Below are 20,454 nucleotides of genomic sequence, written 5' to 3' on the forward strand. Positions count from 1 at the left end.
CGAGATAACTATGTTGCCCGAGATTGTATCTTTTGATCGTCAAGTAACCCTGGTAGGCGACTCCGGGATCCAGTTTATGGATTTTGGTTTGTCTCCAGGACGTTTGCCCGCCGGTGAATTTGTTAAATTAGCCAATGGCGTATTGACCCGTTTAATCTACAACGAACAGCGTGATTACTATTTTTATCAGCCCAGCCCGGCAAATATCGAGAAGGCTAAAAGCCAGTACGATATTCCCGTTGAGCAGAGTCTTAAGCTGTTTGACGGGACATGGTTGCCGCTTCCCCTACTCCGTTTCAGCCCGCCTGACGTCTATCAGGAAGGGCCGCTAAACTGGGCGCGTTTTCGTATCGTCAAGCTGGACAAGCCTGATATGGATGGGCATAGCCATCGAATGACGTTGGCTATCGATACTCGCGTAATGGCCAAACAGCAGGCCGCCGCCGACCTCAGCCCGAACCAGGAAGATGTCAATGCCGGGGCAACCTTTGCGGTGGCGACAGCCACCTATGCCCTCAACTGGTATCTCACGCAAGAGTGGATTGTCGACTGGCTGAAAGAGGTATTTAAAGAGGCGAGCAAAGGCCGGGATATCGACGAACGCGAGCAGGAGCTTAACCAGCAGTATCCGCTGGCGCACTACCTTAACCTTCTTTCACTGATGGCGATTCCCGTCGAAGGTTTGCAAAGTCAGACCGCCCCCATCATTGAATTGCCGCAGTTCAGGGTCATCGCCAATCGGGAAACTAACGCTATCAAGCCTATTCCCGTTGATTTGATCCTCGATGTCGGTAACTCACGCACCTGCGGTATTCTCATTGAAGATCATGGGCAATCAGGTTCAGGTATGCAGCACAACTATGTGCTCAAATTGCGCGATCTTAGCGCGCCGGAACATGTTTATACCGAACCCTTTGAAAGCCGGGTCGAATTTTCACAGGCCTTCTTCGGCAAAGATCACTGCTCGGTGCGTAGCGGCCGCCACGATGCCTTCCAGTGGCCGACGATCGCTCGTATCGGCGGAGAAGCGGGTCGTTTAGCGGCGCGCCGAAAAGGCAGCGAAGGTTCAACCGGCCTCTCCAGCCCTAAACGTTATCTTTGGGATGAAAAATATTACGGTCAGGGCTGGCGATTCAACGGTAGCTACGTGCAGGACAGTAATCCACTCGCCACCGCTGCGCCGTTCGCGAATCTGATCGATGAACGGGGCGAGGCGTTACACACCATCGAAGATGAGATGGATCGCATCCCGGTCTTTACGCCACGCTATTCCCGCAGCTCGCTGATGACCTTTATGCTCGCGGAAGTATTAACCCAGGCGATTAGTCAGATTAATAGCCCGGAACAACGCATACGTCAGGGACACGCAGGTATTCCGCGTCAGCTACGCCATATTATTCTGACCGTGCCGCCCGGTATGCCGATGGCTGAACGTTGCGTACTGGATGACCGTATGCGTCAGGCGGTCGGTTTAGTCTGGAAAGCGCTACGCTGGCACAACGGCGAAAACGATCCTTATGAGGATGAGCAAGAAGATCATAGTCAGACAAACATTAAAATTCCGCTGCCGAAAATCAGGGTCGAGTGGGATGAAGCGTCCTGCGCGCAGTTGGTTTATCTCTACACCGAGATAAACCAAAACTTTGCCGGTCACCCGGAGTCGTTTTTCGACGCCCTTAGCCGACCCGACAGCACGCAACGTGAAAGAATATCCATCGCATCTATCGATATCGGCGGCGGCACCACCGATCTGGTCATCACCGATTATCATCTCGATCGCAATGGTCATAGTGGGGGCGGCGCTAACGTCCATATCATCCCGCAGCAGCGTTTTCGCGACAGTTTTAAAATTGCCGGCGACGATATTCTGCTGGATGTCATCCAGTCCTATGTGCTTCCAGCCTTTGAGCAGGCGCTGCGTGAAACGGGGGTCATATCCGTTGAGACGCTGATGTCTCAACTGTGCGGCTCGCAAAATATTAGCGCGGCGGAATCCGTGCTGCGCCAGCAGCTCACCCTCCAACTCTTCGTTCCCCTCGCGTTGCACATTCTGGGTAAATACGAGCAATTCGATCCGCTGGACGAGCAAACGCATATCGTGATTAACCAACGTGTCGGCGATCTACTGCCGGTAGGTTCTCTGCGTGATGAAGTCGAGAGCTTTGTTCGCCGCGAAGTACAAAAAGCTGGTGGTCCGACCGATTTCAAACTAGCGGAGGTAATGCTCACTCTGCCGCTCGCCAGAGTGCATAACGATTTGTGCTCGGGTAAGTTCAACATTGATAAAGTGCTAACCGCGCTGTGCGAAGTGCTGAGCTATTATCATTGCGACCTGCTACTGCTGACGGGCCGCCCTTCGCAGCTGCCGGGCATTCAGGCAATTATTCGTCGCAACCTGCCGTTGCCGCCGGGGCGTATTTTACCTCTGCACGGTTATCAGACCGGCACCTGGTATCCGTTCCATAAAAATGGCCATATCGACGATCCGAAGAGCACCGCCTCCGTTGGCGCGATGCTCACGCAACTGTGCGCAAATCACAGCATTCCTAACTTCCATTTCCGTACCTCGGCGCTGAAGCCTTACTCAACGATTCGCCATATTGGCACCATTGATATGGATAACCTGATTCGCAGTGCCGATATCGTTTATCGCCATATCGAATCGGAGAACGGGCAGATAAAATTGCCGACATTCACCGACGAAAATGGCGAGAACACCACGCAAAGTATCATCATGCGTGGCGATTTGCGGCTGGGTTATCGTCAACTGGATGCCGAACGTTGGGCCGCCGCACCGCTTTATACCTTACGTTTTAGCGAAGAAGGCCGTAAGAAGTTTTCCGCCGCCTTCTCCGTGGATAACGGTTCACCGTACCTGAAAGTGAGACTGGCTATCGACAAAGGCAAACGGGCGCGCCAACTGGGCTTAATCAGCGATCGGCTGATGATTGCGGATATCACCAGCAACACCGATAAGTCATTCAGCAAGCGTGATGTAGATCTGGAACTCAATACTATGCCCGATACGGGGCTCATTGATAGCCGACACTGGCTCGATAGCGGGAGTGTTAAAAAATAATGAATAGCGATCAAAAATCTCTCACTCAGGGCTGGGCAGCTATCGCTCAGGGCTGTCAGGACGCACTTGGCTGGGTTGATGCAGTGCGTTCCGGTTCACGTCGCCTCGACAACGAGGCGGATAAACTCAACCTTAGCTTGCTCCGCACGCGTAACCAGGCCAATAGCCTGACGCTGGTCGCCAGAACGCCAATGACCTTCGGTTTTTTCGGCATTTCTCAGGCCGGGAAATCCTATCTCATCTCCGCATTGGCAGCTGGCAGCAATGGTTCACTGGAAGCCCTTTATGGCGAACGGCGCGTCGACTTTATCAAAGAAGTGAATCCCGTCGGCGGCGGTAAAGAGGCCACCGGCCTGGTCACCCGCTTCACCCGCCAGGCCCCCGCCGCGCCTGCGGGCTATCCTGTGCCTCTGCGCCTGTTCAGTGAAATCGATCTGGCCAAAATTCTGGCAAACGCCTGGTTTAATGATTTCAACCACGAGCAGCTGAGCTTTCAACTTGATGAAGCCAGGGTTGAAGAGCGACTGCGCCCCTTCCTGCAACGCGCCACACAAGCAAAAAGCTATAACGGCGTGAGCCAGGAAGATGTGGTTGCCTTATGGGATTACCTGAACGCCTCGTTCAGAAAATCGGTTGAAAAACTTGAACACGCCTATTGGCCGCAGGTGTTGAAAATTGCCCCTGCGCTGAGTCCTGGTGAACGCGCAGAGCTATTTTCTTTATTGTGGGGAGAACTGCCGGCCCTCACCGAGACCTATCGTTCATTAGCCAATGTGCTGACCAAACTCAATCATGCCCGGACGGTGTTCGCCCCGCTGGAGACGCTTATCGATCACAGTAATGGCAGCATTATGAACGTCGACAGCCTTAACCGGCTAGGCTCCAGCCAGGATCGCCACGTGGAGATCCGCTACTGGAAAGAGGAGCAGCAAATCGGCAGCGCCAGCTTAACCCAGGCGGAACTGGCAGCGTTAACCACCGAGCTTATCTTCCCGTTAGCGGAAGTCGAGGCCGACAGCGTCGTGGAGCAGGTCGATCTGCTTGACTTCCCTGGGTATCGCGGGCGTCTTAAAATTACCGCACTGGAAGAGGCCGGTAGAGAGGGGCTTAATCCCATTTGCCAGCTTCTGCTGCGCGGTAAAGTCGCCTATCTGTTTGAACGTTACACCGATAATCAGGAGATGAACGCGCTGGTCGTGTGCGCCAGCTCCGCCAAACAGAGCGATGTTGCTGACGTTGGTCCGGTATTAAACCGCTGGGTAGAAAAAACGCAGGGTAAAAGCGCCGAAGAACGTCAGGGCCGTAACCCTGGGCTGTTCTGGGCCATCACCATGTGCGATATGCGCATCAACAGCAGTCTGCAACTCACCACCGAACAGTTAAAAGAAGGCTGGGAAGGTATGCTGCACATGACCTTGCTGGAGCGTTTCGCCCAATATGATTGGCTGCAGCAATGGGCGCCCGGCCAGGCGTTTAATAACTGTTTCCTGGTGCGAAAACCGGGGCTGGATAATCCGTTCATCGACCTAAAAGACGGTACAGAACAGGAGCGAAACAAGGAAGCGTGCATCACCGAGCGCTATCGCCAGAAGCTCGACGAAATGGGCAGCACCTTCATTAGCGCTAAAAACGTGCTGCAACACGTCACCGAGCCGAGCAAAGCCTGGCACGCGATGCTCGAGCTCAACGATGGCGGCATGGGACGCTTAACCAAAGCGCTGCGCGGCGTCGCGCATCTGGAATTCAAGCTGGCACGTTTGCAGCAACAACTTGAGCAGTGTCGCGAGGAGACCGGCAATCGCCGCCTGGGCCGCTGGTACGAAAAAGACGGCGACGGGCAGCTCGTGAAAAAACAGGCCATCGCGAAAGAGCTATGGCAGGGGCTGTCCGCCTGCTCCCACAGTATGGGAGAGCTAATTAATCGTCTGGATCTGCCGACGCAGGAGCTTAATAACATCTATTTAAGCATTCGCGACCGCAACCCGGAAGCGTCAAACGATGGCGACAGCCTGGCGGCAAACGCGTTTACCGCCAGCCCATTTGGCAACAACCCCTTCGGTGATAACCCGTTTGGCAGCGATCCCTTCGCCGACGCACCGGCTGAAATCGCCGTGGTTGACGCGCCAGCGTCAACTGCCCAGGAAAGAGTCGGCCAGGACGATGATTTCGCCCATCAGGCGTTTAAAGCCTGGGTCGCGCATTTGCGTGAACTGCCGCAGCAAGCGCCGCAGTGGCGTCAGTTGGGGATGAACAGCGAACTGATTAATCATCTCAGCGAAGAATTGATCACCGCAGCCACGCGCCTAGATCTGGAAGGCACGCTGAAACGCGCGCTGGCGGGTCAGGAGCAAGCGGGTACGCGGCGTGAACATCTTATGGCACGCCAGGTTCTGCGCGCCCAACTGACTATGCGTGATTTTATCGCCTGGTTTGGTTATCTCACTCTACCGCCTGAAAAGGTGCCCAACAGCTATGTTGGCGAGAAAAATAAAGTCTTCCTGCGCCAGAAACCGCTGATGAACGACGAGCTGCCGCAGCTCGCCGCCGTTGCGCCGCAGCCGGGTGTCTCTTATCTGGGAGACTGGCTATCCGCCCTGATGAGCGTCGTACTTGATAACGCTGGTCATAGCGCCACGCGCGATATTTCCGTCGAACATAATCGCCAACTTGGTCAAATTATCAGCCAATTGAAACAAGAGAACATGCCATGCTAGCTAAAATCATCGCCTGCCAACCGGCAGAGCCGGGTACCGCACAATTGATGGTTCGCCTGCGCGGCGAAACTGCGGTGCTGCCCGATCTGACCTTTACGCTTTGTAATAACGAGCAGAACTATCTGCAGCCCGATGGCAGCTGGAGCCCTGCACAGCACTGGTTTACTGTCAACGGCGGTTACTCCCTGGCCAACGGCAGCGGCTTTCGTATCGGCCCTACTCTACTTGACCCTTTGCTGGCAAACGCAAGCCAGGTCCAGATTCAGATCAAGCTGGCTTCAGGAGAAGTGCGCAATACCACCCTCCAATTGGTGCGTGATGAGTTGCTCTCTTCTGAAGCCAGGGGCGCGACGGGTAATTACAGCAGCAGCAGTATGCTGGCAACCCCAGAAACCGACTCCGCACCAGCGGCCATCGTAGAAGCGCCCGTCGCAGAATCTGAAACCATTGCGCCGACCATTCATGCCGAGCCGCAGCCGCAACAAAAACCTGCGGCTTCCCGCCTCCCGCTCATCATCGCCGCCATCCTGCTTTTAGTGGTGATTGCTGGCGCGCTTTGGTGGTTCATGGGCCGGGACAAAGGTCAGGAGGTGGTCCCGGCGGTACAAGCTCAGCAAGCCCCCGCAGCCGCCGCCCCTGAAGCGACGAACACCGAGCCTAAAGCCCCGGCTGGCTGTTCCGCACAGAGTTTAGACACGCTGAGCGAGCTTGAATTCGTGCAGACGTGCGTTCAGGAAAAACTCGATAGCGATAAACTGCTGGCCATTATCCAGTCAGCGAAAGAGGCGAAGAAATGCGGCGTCGCCCAGCGCCTGTACGCAAATCGCGCGCAGGGCGGCGATACCAAAATCGCCCTGATTTACGCCGGTGAGTACGATCCGAAATACCATCAGGCAAGCGAATGTTTCAAAGAGGCGGATAAAGATACCGCGGCCTATTGGTACGAAACGGTACTGCAATCAGAACCCGAGAACCAAACGGCTAAGCAGCGCCTTGAGGAGCTAGCAAAATGACCCGGACTTTTTTTTGCCGTCTGGCGCTGCCCTTATGCGGCCTGTTGTTCAGCGGGCACCTCTTTGCCGCCGAGGGCGATAAACCGCTGCTTCAGGAAGGGAAGAAAACGCTATACCAGCGCATCCTGACGACGCCAGGCTGTAAGCTTAGCGACAACGCCGGGGATGAAAATGGGCAGCTTCAGCCTGCCTTTAGCAGCCTTTATGTTTATCAAAAGGAAGAGGCTAAGGGGCAAAGCTGGCTTAAAGTCGGGCCGGGTAGCTATGGCAAAACCCTTGGCTGGTTGCCGAAATCCTGTACCGTAGACTGGAAAATGCAGTTGACGCTGGCGTTTACCAACCCGGCCAACCGCGATCGGTTACTCTTTTTCAAAGAGAAAGAAAGTCTGGATAACATTCTTTCTGCCCCCGATCCTGTCTCTCTGGTGGCGCCGCTGCGCGCCAAATTGAAGCGTGACGGCCACGCTGAAGGTATTCAGGCCCAGGAGCCGGAATATTTTGTCGATCTGCAAAAGCAATTTTATCTGCTGCCAATCCTGAGCGGCGAAGAGGTCATGACCGAAGATGGCTTCTATACGCGCCTGCTCAACGTGGCCTCCGTCAGCAAGGCGGATGATAACGCAGCGGCAAAACAAGATAACGACGTAAACCAGTTGAAAGGCTTTAACGCTTCGGTGGTGTTCGTTATCGATTCAACCATTTCAATGGGGCCGTATATTGAGCGCACTAAAGAGGCGGTCAATAAGATCTACGACAAAATTAAACAAGAGCATCTGGATGGGCAGGTCAAGTTTGGTTTGGTCTCTTATCGTTCAAATACCAAAGCCGTACCGGGACTTGAATATAACACCCGCATTTTCGCCGACCCTAACCAGGTCAAGGACGGCGCGGATTTTCTGCAGAAAGTCGCCGATCTTAAAGAAGCGAAGGTCTCAAGCTCTTTATACGACGAGGATGCCTATTCCGGCGTGTTATCAGCTATTGATGACATTGACTGGAGTCCATTCGGCGCCCGCTATATGGTGCTGATTACCGATGCTGGCGCGATTGAGGGCAGCAATAAACTTTCAGGAACCGGCCTTGATGCCAGCCAGCTCCGTCTGGAAGCCGGTAACCGCGGCATTGCTATTTATACGTTGCACCTGAAAACCGCCAGCGGCAAAGCAAACCATACCAAAGCCGAGAGCCAGTACCGCGATCTCTCCAATTTTGATAGCACGCAATCTAACCTTTATCAGGCGGTGAATGCAGGCGATATCAAAATGTTCGGTCAGCAGGTTGATGCCCTGGCGTCAGCCATTACGGAACAGGTGAAAGCCGCCTATATGGGGGATGCCGCCATTGGCAGCGCGCTGTATGCCAAAGATGAGGGGCAAAAGCTCACGGCGGAGCAGAAATTGCTCCAGGATACGGCGTTAATCGGGCATGCGATGCAGTTAGCCTATTTGGGCAAACGCAACAGCACCCAGGCCCCGCTGGTGTTCCAGGCCTGGATTAGCGATCGCGATCTGATTAAGCAGAACATCCCCACAACAGATGTTCGCGTGCTCTTAACCAAGGGACAGCTGAGCGATTTAAGCGATGCCGTCAGCCAGATTCTGAAAGCCGCTAATGAAGGGATGATCTCGCCCACTAAGATGTTTGAACAACTGCGCACCGTTGCGGCAACAATGGGGACCGATCCTAACCAGTTGAAACAGCAAGACAGCGCGAGCATCGGCGATCTTGGCGTGCTGGGCGAGTATCTGGCCGATCTTCCCTACAAAAGCGATGTGCTGAATCTCGATGAAGAAACGTGGAAAAGCTGGGATGGGCTGTCACAGGAGAAATTTATCCGCACACTGTCATCCAAGCTGCGTCACTATCAAAAATATAATGCAGATGTCGACCGCTGGGTCGAGCTGGCGCAAGGTAGCGATCCGCGCGATCGCGTGTATCCCATCCCACTGGAAATGATGCCCTGATGCTGCACATTGAAGACTTGTGCGTGGTTCGTGGTCAGGATCATCAGGCTCACCGTGTTTACCTGCCGCAGCTTTCGCTGCGGCCAGGCGAGGTGGTGGCGGTAACGGGTGAAAGCGGCTGCGGTAAAAGCACGCTTCTGGAAGCCATTGGTTTAGTGTTGCATCCCAGCAAAATTGGGCGTTACACGCTCAGCAAAGGGACACAGCAGCAGGATATTGCCGCGTTGCTTCTGGGCGAGCGACATAATACACTCGCTGCGATTCGGGCACGCGAACTTGGCTTTGTATTACAAAACGGTGGCCTCCTTCCCTACCTGAACGTCAAAGATAATATTCTCTTGCCGTGCCAGCTGCTGGGAGCCCGCCCTGACAGCACCATGCTGGATAGGGTCATCGAAACGCTAAAACTGTCGCCACTACTGGCAAAATATCCTACCCAGCTCTCCTTTGGCGAACGGCAGCGCACCGCTTTTGCGCGCGCGATATTACATCGCCCGGCGCTGGTACTGGCAGATGAACCGACGGCGGCGCTCGATCCCTACAATGCCCAGAAATTATTTAGCCTGTTTATCGAACTAGTCCGTCAGGAAGACATGATGGCGCTGGTCGTTTGCCATGACTGGCCTCTGGTCAAACACTTCAATTTACCCTGTTTAGCTGCGCAGCCAGAATCGCTGACGGCGTCATCACAGAGCGAACGGGGAGGTACTTACTTTGTCCTTTAATCGTGCAAGACTGCTCGGTCGCCTTGCAATGCAAGACCTGTGGCACGATCGCATCATCTCTTTTTGCATCGTCTCCTCTCTTGTTGCGGTCATCGCCCCTTTACTGCTCCTTTTTGGCCTGCGCTTTGGCATTGTGAACCAGTTACAAAACGATCTGGCCAACGATCCCCGCAATCTGGAGATCCGCATGTTGAGCAGCGGAAGCTACGATCAGCACTGGATTACGCAGCTACGGCAGCGGCCTGATGTCGGCTTCGCCATCGGGCAAACGCGCTCGCTCAATACGCTGACTGACTTGCAGACGGACAGCACACATTTTATTGAAAATGCGGAAGTCATTCCGACAGAGGCTGGCGATCCTTTGCTCGGCACGCAGGTGCTCCATCATGACCATGAAGTTGTTATTACTCAGGAAGCGGCACGCAAGCTGGCGGTGAAAACCGGTGATACGCTCACGTTACGCGTGAGTCGTATGCTCGATGAACGCCGCGAATGGGGACGTAAGCGCGTGACCGTGGTGGGGATTTTGCCAGCCACCTATTTTAATCGCCCCGCTATCTTTACCCGCCCCGCGTTATTAATGGCTCTTGAACATTTTCGCGATGGCTATGCGGTAACAGCGTTAGGGGTCGCCAGCGGCGCTCAGCTTAACGGTAACGCGCCGCGCTACGCCCGCGCAAGGTTGTACGCACGCGATATTGACCATGTCGCCAGCCTTGAACGCGATTTGCGCGCCCAACGCATCGAAACCACCAGTCGGCTGGCGGATATTGAGAATGTAAAAAGCATTAACCGTGTGTTGGGCATCATCTTTAACACGATCGCCATCACCGCGCTCATTGGCTGTATCGCCTCGTTAATCGGCTCGTTTATCGCCAATGTTGATCGTAAACGTAAGCATATTGCGGTACTTCGTCTGCTGGGCTTCACGCGACCAGCCGTAGGCGTTTACGTCATTAGTCAGGGCGCTTTGCTCAGCCTGATGGCCTATATCGGCGGTTTTGGCATCTATTTTTTAGCCAGCCAGATATTTAACCGGGCGCTGTCCACAAGCCAGGCCACCGGTCAGATGATTTGCAAGATAACGCCCTTACACGGCCTTATCGCCCTCTTACTGACGCTGGTTGTGGCGACGCTGGTTGCCGGTATCGGTGCCTGGCGCGCGATCCATATTGAACCTGCGCAGAGCCTGCGCGAGGCATAACCCTTATTTTTTTAATTTGCCCTAAGCATCTATTTTAGCGGAGATCGTTCATGGCCTTTACTCCTTCCACATTATCGCGCTGCCTGGCGCTAGCCCTGCTGGTGAAGATCTCCCCCGCGCTGGCAGAACCGTGGGCAGAGAAAACCTATAATCCGAAGCCAGATAGCGATGACGTGATTTTGCCTATGCCCTGCGAAGGTTCGATGGTATTTCGTCGGGTAGAAATTCCAGTAGCCGGTCCTCTGGATGATATTCCCATCACCTTAGGGGAAGATGGCGGTGAATGGGGCTTTGTGGAACACAGTTATCCCACGTTTATCGCCGGTAGCTTTACTGAAACGCCCCAAAATAAAGGCCGTTATTATTTAATGGCGAAATATGAGCTGACGGCATTGCAATATCAGGCATTAACTTCCGATACTTGCCCGACACCATCGCGTAAACTTAGCCTCCCTCAAACCAGCATCAGTTGGTTTGAGGCCGTTAATTTCTCCGATAAATATAACCAGTGGTTACGCGCAAACGCGCTCGACAAGCTGCCGAAAGAAGATAACAAGCCAGGTTTTTTACGACTGCCCACCGAAGTAGAGTGGGAGTTTGCCGCGCGCGGCGGTCTGAAAGTGGATACCGCACAGTTTCGTGATTCCCGTTATCCGATGGACGACATCAAAAATTATGAGTGGTATTCCGGTTCGCAGTCCTCAAACGGGAAACTTCAGCTCATCGGTCTGTTAAATCCTAACCCGCTCGGCCTGTACGATATGTTAGGCAACGTCTCTGAGATGATGTTTACCCCCTTCTACCTCAATAAAATTAATCGATTGCATGGCCAGGCTGGCGGTTTTGTGGTGCGTGGCGGCAGCGTGATGTCCAGTGAGTCGGATATCCGCAGCGCTAGCCGTAAAGAAATTAACTATTACGATAATGCCCAGCCTTTTACCAGTAAAACAATGGGCCTGCGGTTGGTGCTGGTTTCCCAGGCAATTACCTCAACGGACCGGGTCAAACTTCTTGAGAAAAACTGGTCGACTCTCGGTGATGATAAAACGGGCGCAGAGAGCAGCAAATCCGGGTCCAATGATACGGCGAAAGCGTTAGGTAGCCTGGCTTCTGGCGTTGAAGACGGCGAGCTGAAGAAAAAGCTGAAAGATCTGGAAAACCAACTTCGTGCCAGCAACCAGCAGCAGCAAGAAGAAAGAGCACAGTCTATCCGCGCCAGCCTGAATCTGGGCTCTTTTCTCTGTACCAAATTACAGGACGATGGTCGTTTCCTTGACTTCCTCAATCACAATTATGAGCTGCTGTGCAAAGATAAAGACAGCAGCGATGCCAACTGTGCCATCCGCAAAAATAAGCTGGCGGAACAAACCGATCGTCTACAGCAGCTAACGAGCTACTACGCCAGCAGTCTGGTGGATTCCGGCACCCTGTATGGGCAAGCAGGGCTAAAAGGCGAAGTGAACGTGTTCAATCAGATGCTGATGCTGAATAAACGTCTTTCCGGTCTTAAGCCGTTCCTCGCTGCTCATTGGCAGAATCAGCAAAAATACCTAGCGAACGGCAAAATTGATACAGCTGGCTGGCTGGATACCTGCAAACAAGTAAAGAACGGCCACTAATCTTAAACATGTCAGTTTATAAAGGAGTAAGGAACGTGAAATTAACTCTACGAATTGCGGCGTTGACCATTGTCTGTATGTCACTCAGCCAGACAGCTTTAGCTGCGTCTTACAGTGCGGAGGATCAGGAACAATTAACGCTGGAATGCCTGCTCACCAATAATAAATACGCCAGCGCCTTTATTGCGCAGGATAGCGCGGGATATGCCCTGGGAACCCAGTCTGCTCCGACTGCTGAGCTGAATCTTGTCACTAATCAACCGGGGGTTAACGCCTACTATAATTCTCAGATGATCGCCGGTGGCTCGCTTTACTGGATACGTGTCGTCAAAGGCCCCTATGAATATATTGTTTACGATAAAGAGCAGCACGGCGATATGTCAGGTGTGGTTGTCACAAAAAAAGGGAAAAGAATCTTCCACAAAGATTGCAAGGAACCTATCAAGGTGGGTACACAAAACGATGGCAGCATCTTTAGCCGATTTGCGCAAGAAGATACAGAAGGCGATCGTATTATCGATTTAATCAACAAAGCATAAACGCTTATTTCGTCGTAATGGGGATGTATATCTATCATCCCCATAGAAGGCAGCTAAAGCTATCCGCTTTTTTGTACGCTCATTTTTAATGGTTGATAATATTGCGGATCAAACATCGACAGTGGCAGAGCATGGACTGAACCATCCGAAGACGTTTCCTCAACGTCGGTAATCACGATGTTAGCTGTATTTTCAACCGCATCACAGCTGAATTCAGTTGCCGAAAGGGTTGAGCGAGTAGCACTGCTATCGCCAAACGGCTGAACATCAAGAGTTCCTTTTTCCAGAACGGCTCCCGATTTATCAGTTAATTGTAAGCTGACTGTCAGGTTATTGAATGTCCCATCACCGCCGTTATCCAGCCGGAATACCAAAGAACACACGCCCTGCACCCAACTGCTATCCGTATTACGAATACTAATATACTGATGGTCATTCTCCGTACTCACTGCGGGGCCAACCATGCCGCCACAAAGTACGGCCAGCAATAAGCTGCATAATGTTTTCTTAATCATAATCTTCTACGCCCTCATTCCTCACGCCGCCTCACAAAATTCTGTTCTCTTCCCCGATACGTAGTAAGCGTTAAGTGAGCGCCGTATTGACGGTTATTTATCGGTAAGAACCACGTTCCATGGCAGCAGTTCGGCCACTTTGTTGCTGGGCCACTCCGGCAGTACGCTCAGGATATGGCGAAGGTAGGCTTCCGGATCGATACCATTCAGCCTGCACGTCCCGATCAGTCCGTACAGCAGGGCTCCGCGCTCACCACCGTGGTCGCTGCCGAAGAAGATAAAATTCTTTTTCCCAAGACAGACGGCACGAAGGGCTCGTTCGGCAGCGTTGTTATCAGGCTCTGCCAGGCCATCTTCACAGTAGTAGCACAGCGCATCCCACTGGTTCAGGACATAAACGAACGCTTCGCCCAGACGGGACTTTTTCGACAGCGTCTCATTTTTTTCTACCAGCCATTCATGCAGCGATGCCAGCAGTGGTTTGCTTTGCGATTGTCTGGCTGCCAGACGCTCTTCTGTCGTGAGGCCGCGTATTTCTTCTTCTATCGCGTACAGCTCACCGATACGTTTCAGGGCTTCTTCTGCTGTCGCTGTGTGAGTGCTTATATAGACATCATGGATTTTTCGGCGGGCATGGGCCCAACATGCGGCTTCTGTCAGCGGCCCTCCTTCACGTTCCGGACTGAACAACCGATCGTAGCCTGCGAAGGCATCCGCCTGCAGCACACCATGATAGTGGCGAAGGTGTTGCTGAGGATGTTTTCCCTGCCGGTCTGGCGAGAAGGCGAACCATGCCGCTGGCGGATCTGATGAACCTGCGCTTCTGTCGTCACGTACATACGTCCAGATACGCCCGGTTTTCGTCTTCTTTCTGCCCGGTGCAAGCACCGGAACCGGAGTGTCATCCGTATGCAGTTTGTGGCAGTCCATCACGTAGTGGTAAAGGGCCTCATCCAGCGGGGCCATTAACCGGCAACAGGCATCCACCCAGTTGGAGAGCAGAGCCCGGCTCAGATCCACGCCCTGACGGGCAAAGATTTCGCACTGGCGATACAGCGGCAGGTGTTCGCAGTATTTGGCCGTTAACACGCGGGCCAGCAGACCCGGCCCGGCGATACCCCGATCGATGGGACGTGATGGCGCAGGTGCTTCAACGATACAGTCACATCGGGTGCAGGCCTTTTTCACCCTGACCGTGCGGATCACTTTCAGGGCGCTGGAGACCAGTTCCAGCTGCTCCACGCTGACTTCGCTGAGGTACGCCATACCGCTGCCGCATTCCGGACAGCTGGTTTCCGCAGGATCCAGCCGATGTATCTCGCGGGGAAGGTGTGCCGGTAACGGGCGACGATGGCGGGACTGACGTAACTGGCGAGGTACCTGCGGATCGTCTTCCCGTCCGTTGTAGCGATCGCTTTGCTGCTCCTGCTGTTTCAGCAGGGCTTCGGCTTCTTCAACCTGTCGGCGAAGTTTTTCGGAGCGGGTACCGAACAACATTCGACGCAGTTTTTCTATCTGAGCCCGCAGATGCTCTATCTCGCGCTCTTCGTTCTCTATTTTCTCTTCTGCGCGGGCCAGTGCAGAACGCAGGAACGACTCAGTCTCTGCAACGAGACTGAGCTGACTGTCTTTCTGGCGAAGCGCGTCTTCCAGCGCAGCGATACGGGCGAGATAGTCGTGATTCATAACCGCTTTTATAATGCGGTTATGATTTTTTTACAACATTGTCAGTGAGTTAAGGCGGGATATTTTTGGCTGGCGCCAGTCCAGCTTATCAAGGAGCATGGCAAGTTGTGAGCGGGTGATCGCGATTTTGCCGTCGCGTACAGCAGGCCAGACGAACTGTCCCTCTTCCAGGCGTTTGATAAACAGGCACAGACCATCAGCATCAGCCCAGAGTATTTTCACGGTATCGCCACGGCGTCCCCGGAAGATAAACAGATGGCCGGAGAAGGGATCCTCATCCAGAACGTGGTGTATCTGTTCGCCCAGCCCGTTGAAGGATTTACGCATATCCGTGGCCCCGGCGACCAGCCAGATGCGGGTGCCTGACGGGAGGGATATCATTGTGTCCTCCCGGTCAGTTCGCGGATCAGCACAGTCAGCAACTCTGACGACGGGTTCTCCAGCGTCATTTTGCCGTGGCGGAACTCAACATGACAGGAAGTGGCGCTGGCGTGAGCGGAGGAGAACGTACACAGAGTGTCATTCTCTGCGGCGGGCAACGGGTCGTTGATAACGTCGACGGACAACAGAGTCGGAGAAGCCGGAAGAGATTGAGGTACCACCGGCCCCACGATAGTTGCAGGCATTCGACGAGAGATTCGCCCCTCTCTCTGCCAGAGGCGTAGCCACTTAAAAATGAGATTATTATCAACGCCATGTTCCCGCGCCAGTTGTGCGACGTTGGCATCTGGTCGTGAAGCCAGTTCGACCATCCGAAGTTTGAAGTCACTGGAATAGACGGTACGCGATTCAGTTCGCCAGTTGGCAGCATTTTCCATGAACAGAACTCCTTCTAAATTAGACGGAGCTCTAAGCTAGCGATCCCGGGACTGGAATCACAGGCGGCAGTGACTTGACGCTTACGGCATATTTCCGTTTCCATCAAAACGTCTCCGTTCGCCGTTAAAGAGCCTTACTACGGCAACGTGGCCACGGAGAAACTACTTACACCCACTCAGGACACCAGGGACATCATTGCTGACGCCACGGCCTCACAGTGCTGAGCTGATGATGGTTCTGGACGGGATCAACAACTCAGGGCTGGGTAAAGTATGGTTTGCCGGTAGAGGAATTGCCCCGGAATGGCCGATGAAACGTGAGATGCCTTCATCGGCATATACCACCCGCTGGAAGGAGCTGCCGGTTGCCCGTTTCTGACCGGCGAAATGACAGACGGAACTTGCTGCCAGATCATACTTTACCGATCATGCAGATGACTTGTCTCAGGGGGGAACCATGACAAATATCATTCTGTGTGATGTAACTGCCAGCGTCAGCGAACTTAAAAACGATCCGGTGGCCAGCGCCGGTGCCGGCTGCGGCTACCCGGTCGCTATTATTGACAGCAACCGGCCTGTTTTTTTATTGTGTGCCCGCGGTTCTGTAGGAAAAAATGCTCGATCTTCTGGACGAAAAAGACCTGGCGCAATTGATAACAGAACGTCAAAACCAATATATTTTGTGATCGGACAACGTGACAAACGACATCACAGTGGAGACACTGCTGACGAGGTGATCCCAAGGTCGTAAAACGGCCGGAACTGGTTACCGGCCGAACGAAGGACCGGCCTACGCGCAGCGGCGGCAACTGGCTTTAAAAATGCTGGCGGAAATTAAAAATTAAGCCGCATACCCTGCGAAATTTTGCAGATTTCACTCAACATGCATGCTTCGTTCATTTCCCAACAGAGCTCTCACCATCGCCTGTAATAGCAGTCCTGCTGCGTGATTACTCCGCTCAACGGGTCACCGGCGCCATGCCAATACCTGTTCGTGACAGGCATTGATGGAACTGCGATCCCAAACTAATAATGTAACGACGATGCAGGTGGGACCGTGGTCCCAGGCTGAAAACCTAAACGACGATGCAGGTGGGACCGTGGTCCCAGGCTGAAAGCCTAAACGACGATGCAGGTGGGACCGTGGTCCCAGGCTGAAAACCTAAACGACGATACAGGTGGGACCGTGGTCCCAGGCTGAAACCTAAACGACGATACAGGTGGGACCGTGGCCCCAGGCTGAAAACCTAAACGACGATGCAGGTGGGACCGTGGTCCCAGGCTGGGAGCCTAAACGACGATGCAGGTGGGACCGTGGTCCCAGGCTGAAACCTAAACGGCGATACAGGTGGGACCGTGGTCCCAGGCTGGAAGCCTAAACGACGATGCAGGTGGGACCGTGGTCCCAGGCTGAAAACCTAAACGACGATGCAGGTGGGACCGTGGTCCCAGGCTGAAAGCCTAAACGACGATGCAGGTGGGACCGTGGTCCCAGGCTGAAAACCTAAACGACGATACAGGTGGGACCGTGGTCCCAGGCTGAAACCTAAACGACGATACAGGTGGGACCGTGGCCCCAGGCTGAAAACCTAAACGACGATGCAGGTGGGACCGTGGTCCCATAGAGAGTATTCAGGCCAGTTATTTTTTCTGGCCTGTGAGAAAGGAAATGAAGTAAAGGGAGATAACCGTAGACTAAAGCGTGTCCGCATCAAACTCCTAGTTTCTCAAGCTCCTTAAGAATGGCTTCTATTTTCTCTATACACTCCGCAGGAATGCGGGACCTATCCAGGTTAAGCACCATTTTATCGCCCTTGTACAATGCTGTTGCCCCTGGAGCAAACTGATGACGTGAGCTCAGATTAACTCTTGATGCGGAAGATTGTTTCAGTACGGATGTTAAAAGACTAATGACCTCTTCAGCTTCGAAGATTAGTCCCGCTTTCTTCTGATCGTGGAGAGTCTCAGCCTGCTGCTTCAGTAATTCTTCTTTATCTGCAAAAGCCTTCTGAAGGGCTTCACCTGACCGGGCAGACAGTTCTCCAGGATGTGCAAACAGGGCAACAACGGATTTAGGCAGTTTGGCCGTATTGATACAGCGGGTAATGATCTTACGAGAGATGTTTTCCGCATCGGCAAGTGCAGAAATATTTCCAGCAAACTCATTCTGCAGCCGGCTTGTATAACGCAGACCACGTTCATAAGCACTCGTCGGCCGATAATCGTTACCCAGTCGGGACAATGCTGCCATCTGCTCATCGTCCAGTTCACCAACCAGAATGCGATAATCACTTTCCGTCAGGATTGCGGCTTTACGGCGACGGCTGCCGTCTGCAATTTCAATGACATCGGAAACCCGGCGGCCGAAAGCTGGAGTCTGCTGACCAGTCAGTAAAAATGAAGGAATGAGATCATCCAGAGCATCTTCGGTAAGTAGTTCCTGATCGCGCTCATTGCCTGACCATACGCGTGAAGCGCTCTCAACAGAGTCTCCCCGGAGCACTTCAAGGGTAAATTTTACTTCCCGTCCACATACCGGAAGAGAGATGGCATTACCGCGGGCCATAGCACCCACGCGCGCAATTAATGAATCCACCATCGGCGCAGCCGGCGCCGGTGATGAGGTATCTTCAGTCGATTGAGTATGTGTGGTATGTCTTGGAATGACAGGGGCACGCTTCATTATCTAATCTCCCAGCGTGGTTTAATCAGACGATCAAAAATCTCATCGCAAACAGGCTCCCAGATAGAGAGGGCATTACGCCAGGCACCTGTTGAAGAACGTTGATCGATAGCCTGTTCAAAAACGGTTCTCATACGGATCTGACCTTTACCGACTTCATCCGTTTCGCGCACAACATTTTTAAGGACCATGCTTCCCCAGGCATCCCGAATTTGTTCTTCCATCCACGGGGACTGCGAGCCGTTATTATTACTGTATTTGGTAAGCAGAATACGGACATCTGGCTCGAAGCCTTTAAGATCCACGTTCTTAAGCAGGTCACGAAGCATATCGAAAAACTGCAGTGCGGAGGTGTAGTCGAACAGCTCTGCCGGAGTAGGGACAATCAATACATCAGCAGCGCATACAACATTTATCGTACCGATACCAAGGTTGGGTGCACTGTCGATAACAATCACGTCATAATCATGAGCGACCGTTTCAATGGCCAGACGGAGCATCAGGTGCGGGTCAGCAGGTAATTTGCCTTCGTCAAATTTCCCCATCAGCTCAGTTTCAATGCGGTGCAGTGCCAGACAGGACGGGATGATATCAAGGCCAGGCCAGCAGGTGGGCTTTATAGCGTAGCTGGCATCATCCTTTTCCCCAAGATAAAAGGGCAGGAGAGTGTCCTCAGCATGAATATGAAGATCGGGCACCCATCCGTGATACATAGAAGCCGTTCCCTGTGGGTCATTGCCTTCAACGAGAAGAACACGGAGTCCTTTCAGGGCTAGGTCCTGAGCTAGGTGAACAGAAACGGAGGTTTTGTAAACCCCCCCTTTATGAGCCGCAACCCCGATCACCGGAGGGAAAGCATCTTCTGCACGCCGCAGTCGGGTACCGAACACATCCCGCATATGATTGATTTGTTCGATGGTATAACCAACACGTTGTTCAACTCTGCCACGGGTTTCCATATCAGGGTGAGGTAACCGGCCGGCTTTCTCTGCATCCCTGATTGCCTGAGAAGAAACGCCAACCAGATCCGCCGCTTCACCAATTCTCCAGCGGCGGGTGATCTTCCTTGCTTCCGGACTGTCGTCATTAAACTGCGCAATGGCGATAGCCTTCGTCATCTCATGTCCAGCAGTAATGCACTGGTTAAGTATATCCATCAGTCCCATTCTGAGCATCCTTTAATCATCACTTTGCATCATTTTATTAAATCTTGGAATTATTTGCAAAGCAACAATAAAATCGCAAAGTCATCTGAAAATTGCAAAGCTGACTGTAATGAAAGCTGTAAACCGGAGAAGAGAGGCTCAATCACATACCGCAGTCAATATTTCTCACTGCCGCTCGCCGCAGTAAGCGATCTCACGCAGTGAGGAAGTGGAAAAGCACAGAGACTGCACAAAGCACGAACGCTACGATGCCGGATACTTCTCCGGATTAGTCTATCTTCATGAAGTTGACTGTGATATGTGAAAAATTGACTATGGTATGAAACTAAAAGCCGAGGGCTGGTCAACAACAAAAGAAGATTCTACATATCGCAGTCAATATTTAATGTTAAATCAGGGAGAGTTACTCATGCGGCATTCAGATTACCCTTGCAGAACCCTGAATGTGGTGGGGTAGATCTGGCTGGGGATTAACGTTATTCATTGCTTCGATCCAGTAATTGATCCCAAAGAGATCATATTGAGATCCTAAAGAGATCCCCGGATCGCTGCAGCAGGCGCTGTAACTGGCTTGAACGTCATACTGGATCGACTGTGGAATGTAAAAAGTTGACTGCTGTATGCGAAATCTAATACTGTGATATGCAACGGTATTTACTGAGGTATGTATATCCGTTGACTGCGATACGTATAACGACATTCTTTTGTGGATAACCGTTGAGGATCAAG

General features: G+C 52.8%; 14 protein-coding genes and 2 pseudogenes. 10 read left to right on the forward strand and 6 right to left on the reverse strand.

Going from position 1 to position 20,454, the window contains the following annotated elements; translation table 11 throughout:
• Positions 1–10 precede the first annotated feature (10 nt).
• From IB144_RS27280 to IB144_RS27315, 8 genes are read left to right on the forward strand one after another with little or no spacing between them, the layout of a single operon-like run.
• Positions 11–3,079, forward strand: coding sequence for a virulence factor SrfB (locus IB144_RS27280; protein WP_023288355.1), 3,069 nt, complete (start codon positions 11–13; stop codon positions 3,077–3,079).
• Positions 3,079–5,793: a virulence factor SrfC family protein gene (locus IB144_RS27285; protein WP_149359018.1), complete on the forward strand. Its 2,715-nt coding sequence runs from the start codon at positions 3,079–3,081 to the stop codon at positions 5,791–5,793. Before IB144_RS27280 ends, IB144_RS27285 begins: the two co-directional genes overlap by 1 nt.
• Positions 5,787–6,806 carry a hypothetical protein gene (locus IB144_RS27290; RefSeq protein ID WP_017901258.1) on the forward strand — a complete coding sequence of 340 codons (1,020 nt, stop codon included), beginning with the start codon at positions 5,787–5,789 and terminating at the stop codon, positions 6,804–6,806. Before IB144_RS27285 ends, IB144_RS27290 begins: the two co-directional genes overlap by 7 nt.
• Positions 6,803–8,770 carry a vWA domain-containing protein gene (locus IB144_RS27295; protein WP_149359017.1) on the forward strand — a complete coding sequence of 656 codons (1,968 nt, stop codon included), beginning with the start codon at positions 6,803–6,805 and terminating at the stop codon, positions 8,768–8,770. Before IB144_RS27290 ends, IB144_RS27295 begins: the two co-directional genes overlap by 4 nt.
• The gene (locus IB144_RS27300) at positions 8,770–9,495 is read left to right on the forward strand and encodes an ABC transporter ATP-binding protein (protein WP_023288357.1); all 726 of its coding nucleotides are present in this window, start codon (positions 8,770–8,772) and stop codon (positions 9,493–9,495) included. Before IB144_RS27295 ends, IB144_RS27300 begins: the two co-directional genes overlap by 1 nt.
• Positions 9,485–10,699 (forward strand): ABC transporter permease, encoded by a 1,215-nt coding sequence (locus tag IB144_RS27305; protein ID WP_025999345.1) that lies wholly within the window; start codon positions 9,485–9,487, stop codon positions 10,697–10,699. The genes IB144_RS27300 and IB144_RS27305 overlap by 11 nt, the downstream gene beginning before the upstream one ends.
• Before the next feature lie 50 nt (positions 10,700–10,749).
• Positions 10,750–12,318 (forward strand): SUMF1/EgtB/PvdO family nonheme iron enzyme, encoded by a 1,569-nt coding sequence (locus tag IB144_RS27310; RefSeq protein ID WP_023288359.1) that lies wholly within the window; start codon positions 10,750–10,752, stop codon positions 12,316–12,318.
• Between the two features lie 35 nt (positions 12,319–12,353).
• Positions 12,354–12,857, forward strand: coding sequence for a hypothetical protein (locus tag IB144_RS27315; protein WP_017901263.1), 504 nt, complete (start codon positions 12,354–12,356; stop codon positions 12,855–12,857).
• A gap of 59 nt (positions 12,858–12,916) precedes the next feature.
• On the opposite strand, the gene IB144_RS27320 is transcribed toward IB144_RS27315, so the two are convergent.
• From IB144_RS27320 to IB144_RS27335, 4 genes are all read right to left on the reverse strand, one after another.
• On the reverse strand, positions 12,917–13,372 hold the full coding sequence (locus tag IB144_RS27320; protein ID WP_149359016.1) for an IrmA family protein: 456 nt from the start codon (positions 13,370–13,372) through the stop codon (positions 12,917–12,919).
• A gap of 93 nt (positions 13,373–13,465) precedes the next feature.
• The gene (locus tag IB144_RS27325; RefSeq protein WP_149359015.1) at positions 13,466–15,058 is read right to left on the reverse strand and encodes an IS66-like element ISKox1 family transposase; all 1,593 of its coding nucleotides are present in this window, start codon (positions 15,056–15,058) and stop codon (positions 13,466–13,468) included.
• Positions 15,059–15,088: 30 nt separating this feature from the next.
• Positions 15,089–15,439 (reverse strand): IS66 family insertion sequence element accessory protein TnpB, encoded by a 351-nt coding sequence (tnpB, locus tag IB144_RS27330; RefSeq protein WP_004189161.1) that lies wholly within the window; start codon positions 15,437–15,439, stop codon positions 15,089–15,091.
• Positions 15,436–15,876 carry a transposase gene (locus tag IB144_RS27335; RefSeq protein ID WP_004189163.1) on the reverse strand — a complete coding sequence of 147 codons (441 nt, stop codon included), beginning with the start codon at positions 15,874–15,876 and terminating at the stop codon, positions 15,436–15,438. The genes tnpB and IB144_RS27335 overlap by 4 nt, the downstream gene beginning before the upstream one ends.
• An 84-nt stretch (positions 15,877–15,960) precedes the next feature.
• Between IB144_RS27335 and IB144_RS27340 the strand changes: the two are divergent.
• A pseudogene (locus IB144_RS27340) lies at positions 15,961–16,255 on the forward strand (DUF4113 domain-containing protein); the annotation flags it as partial.
• Positions 16,256–16,333: 78 nt separating this feature from the next.
• A pseudogene (locus tag IB144_RS27345) lies at positions 16,334–16,562 on the forward strand (type II toxin-antitoxin system Phd/YefM family antitoxin).
• Positions 16,563–17,587: 1,025 nt separating this feature from the next.
• Here the strand turns inward: IB144_RS27345 and IB144_RS27350 are convergent.
• Positions 17,588–18,559, reverse strand: a complete 972-nt coding sequence (locus IB144_RS27350; RefSeq protein ID WP_004117790.1) for a ParB/RepB/Spo0J family plasmid partition protein — start codon at positions 18,557–18,559, stop codon at positions 17,588–17,590.
• Positions 18,559–19,725, reverse strand: coding sequence for a plasmid-partitioning protein SopA (sopA, locus tag IB144_RS27355; RefSeq protein WP_023287153.1), 1,167 nt, complete (start codon positions 19,723–19,725; stop codon positions 18,559–18,561). The genes IB144_RS27350 and sopA overlap by 1 nt, the downstream gene beginning before the upstream one ends.
• Positions 19,726–20,454 lie beyond the last annotated feature (729 nt).

Origin of the sequence: Klebsiella sp. K4, assembly GCF_014596785.2 — a bacterium.
GTDB classification, from domain to species: Bacteria; Pseudomonadota; Gammaproteobacteria; order Enterobacterales; family Enterobacteriaceae; genus Klebsiella; species Klebsiella pneumoniae.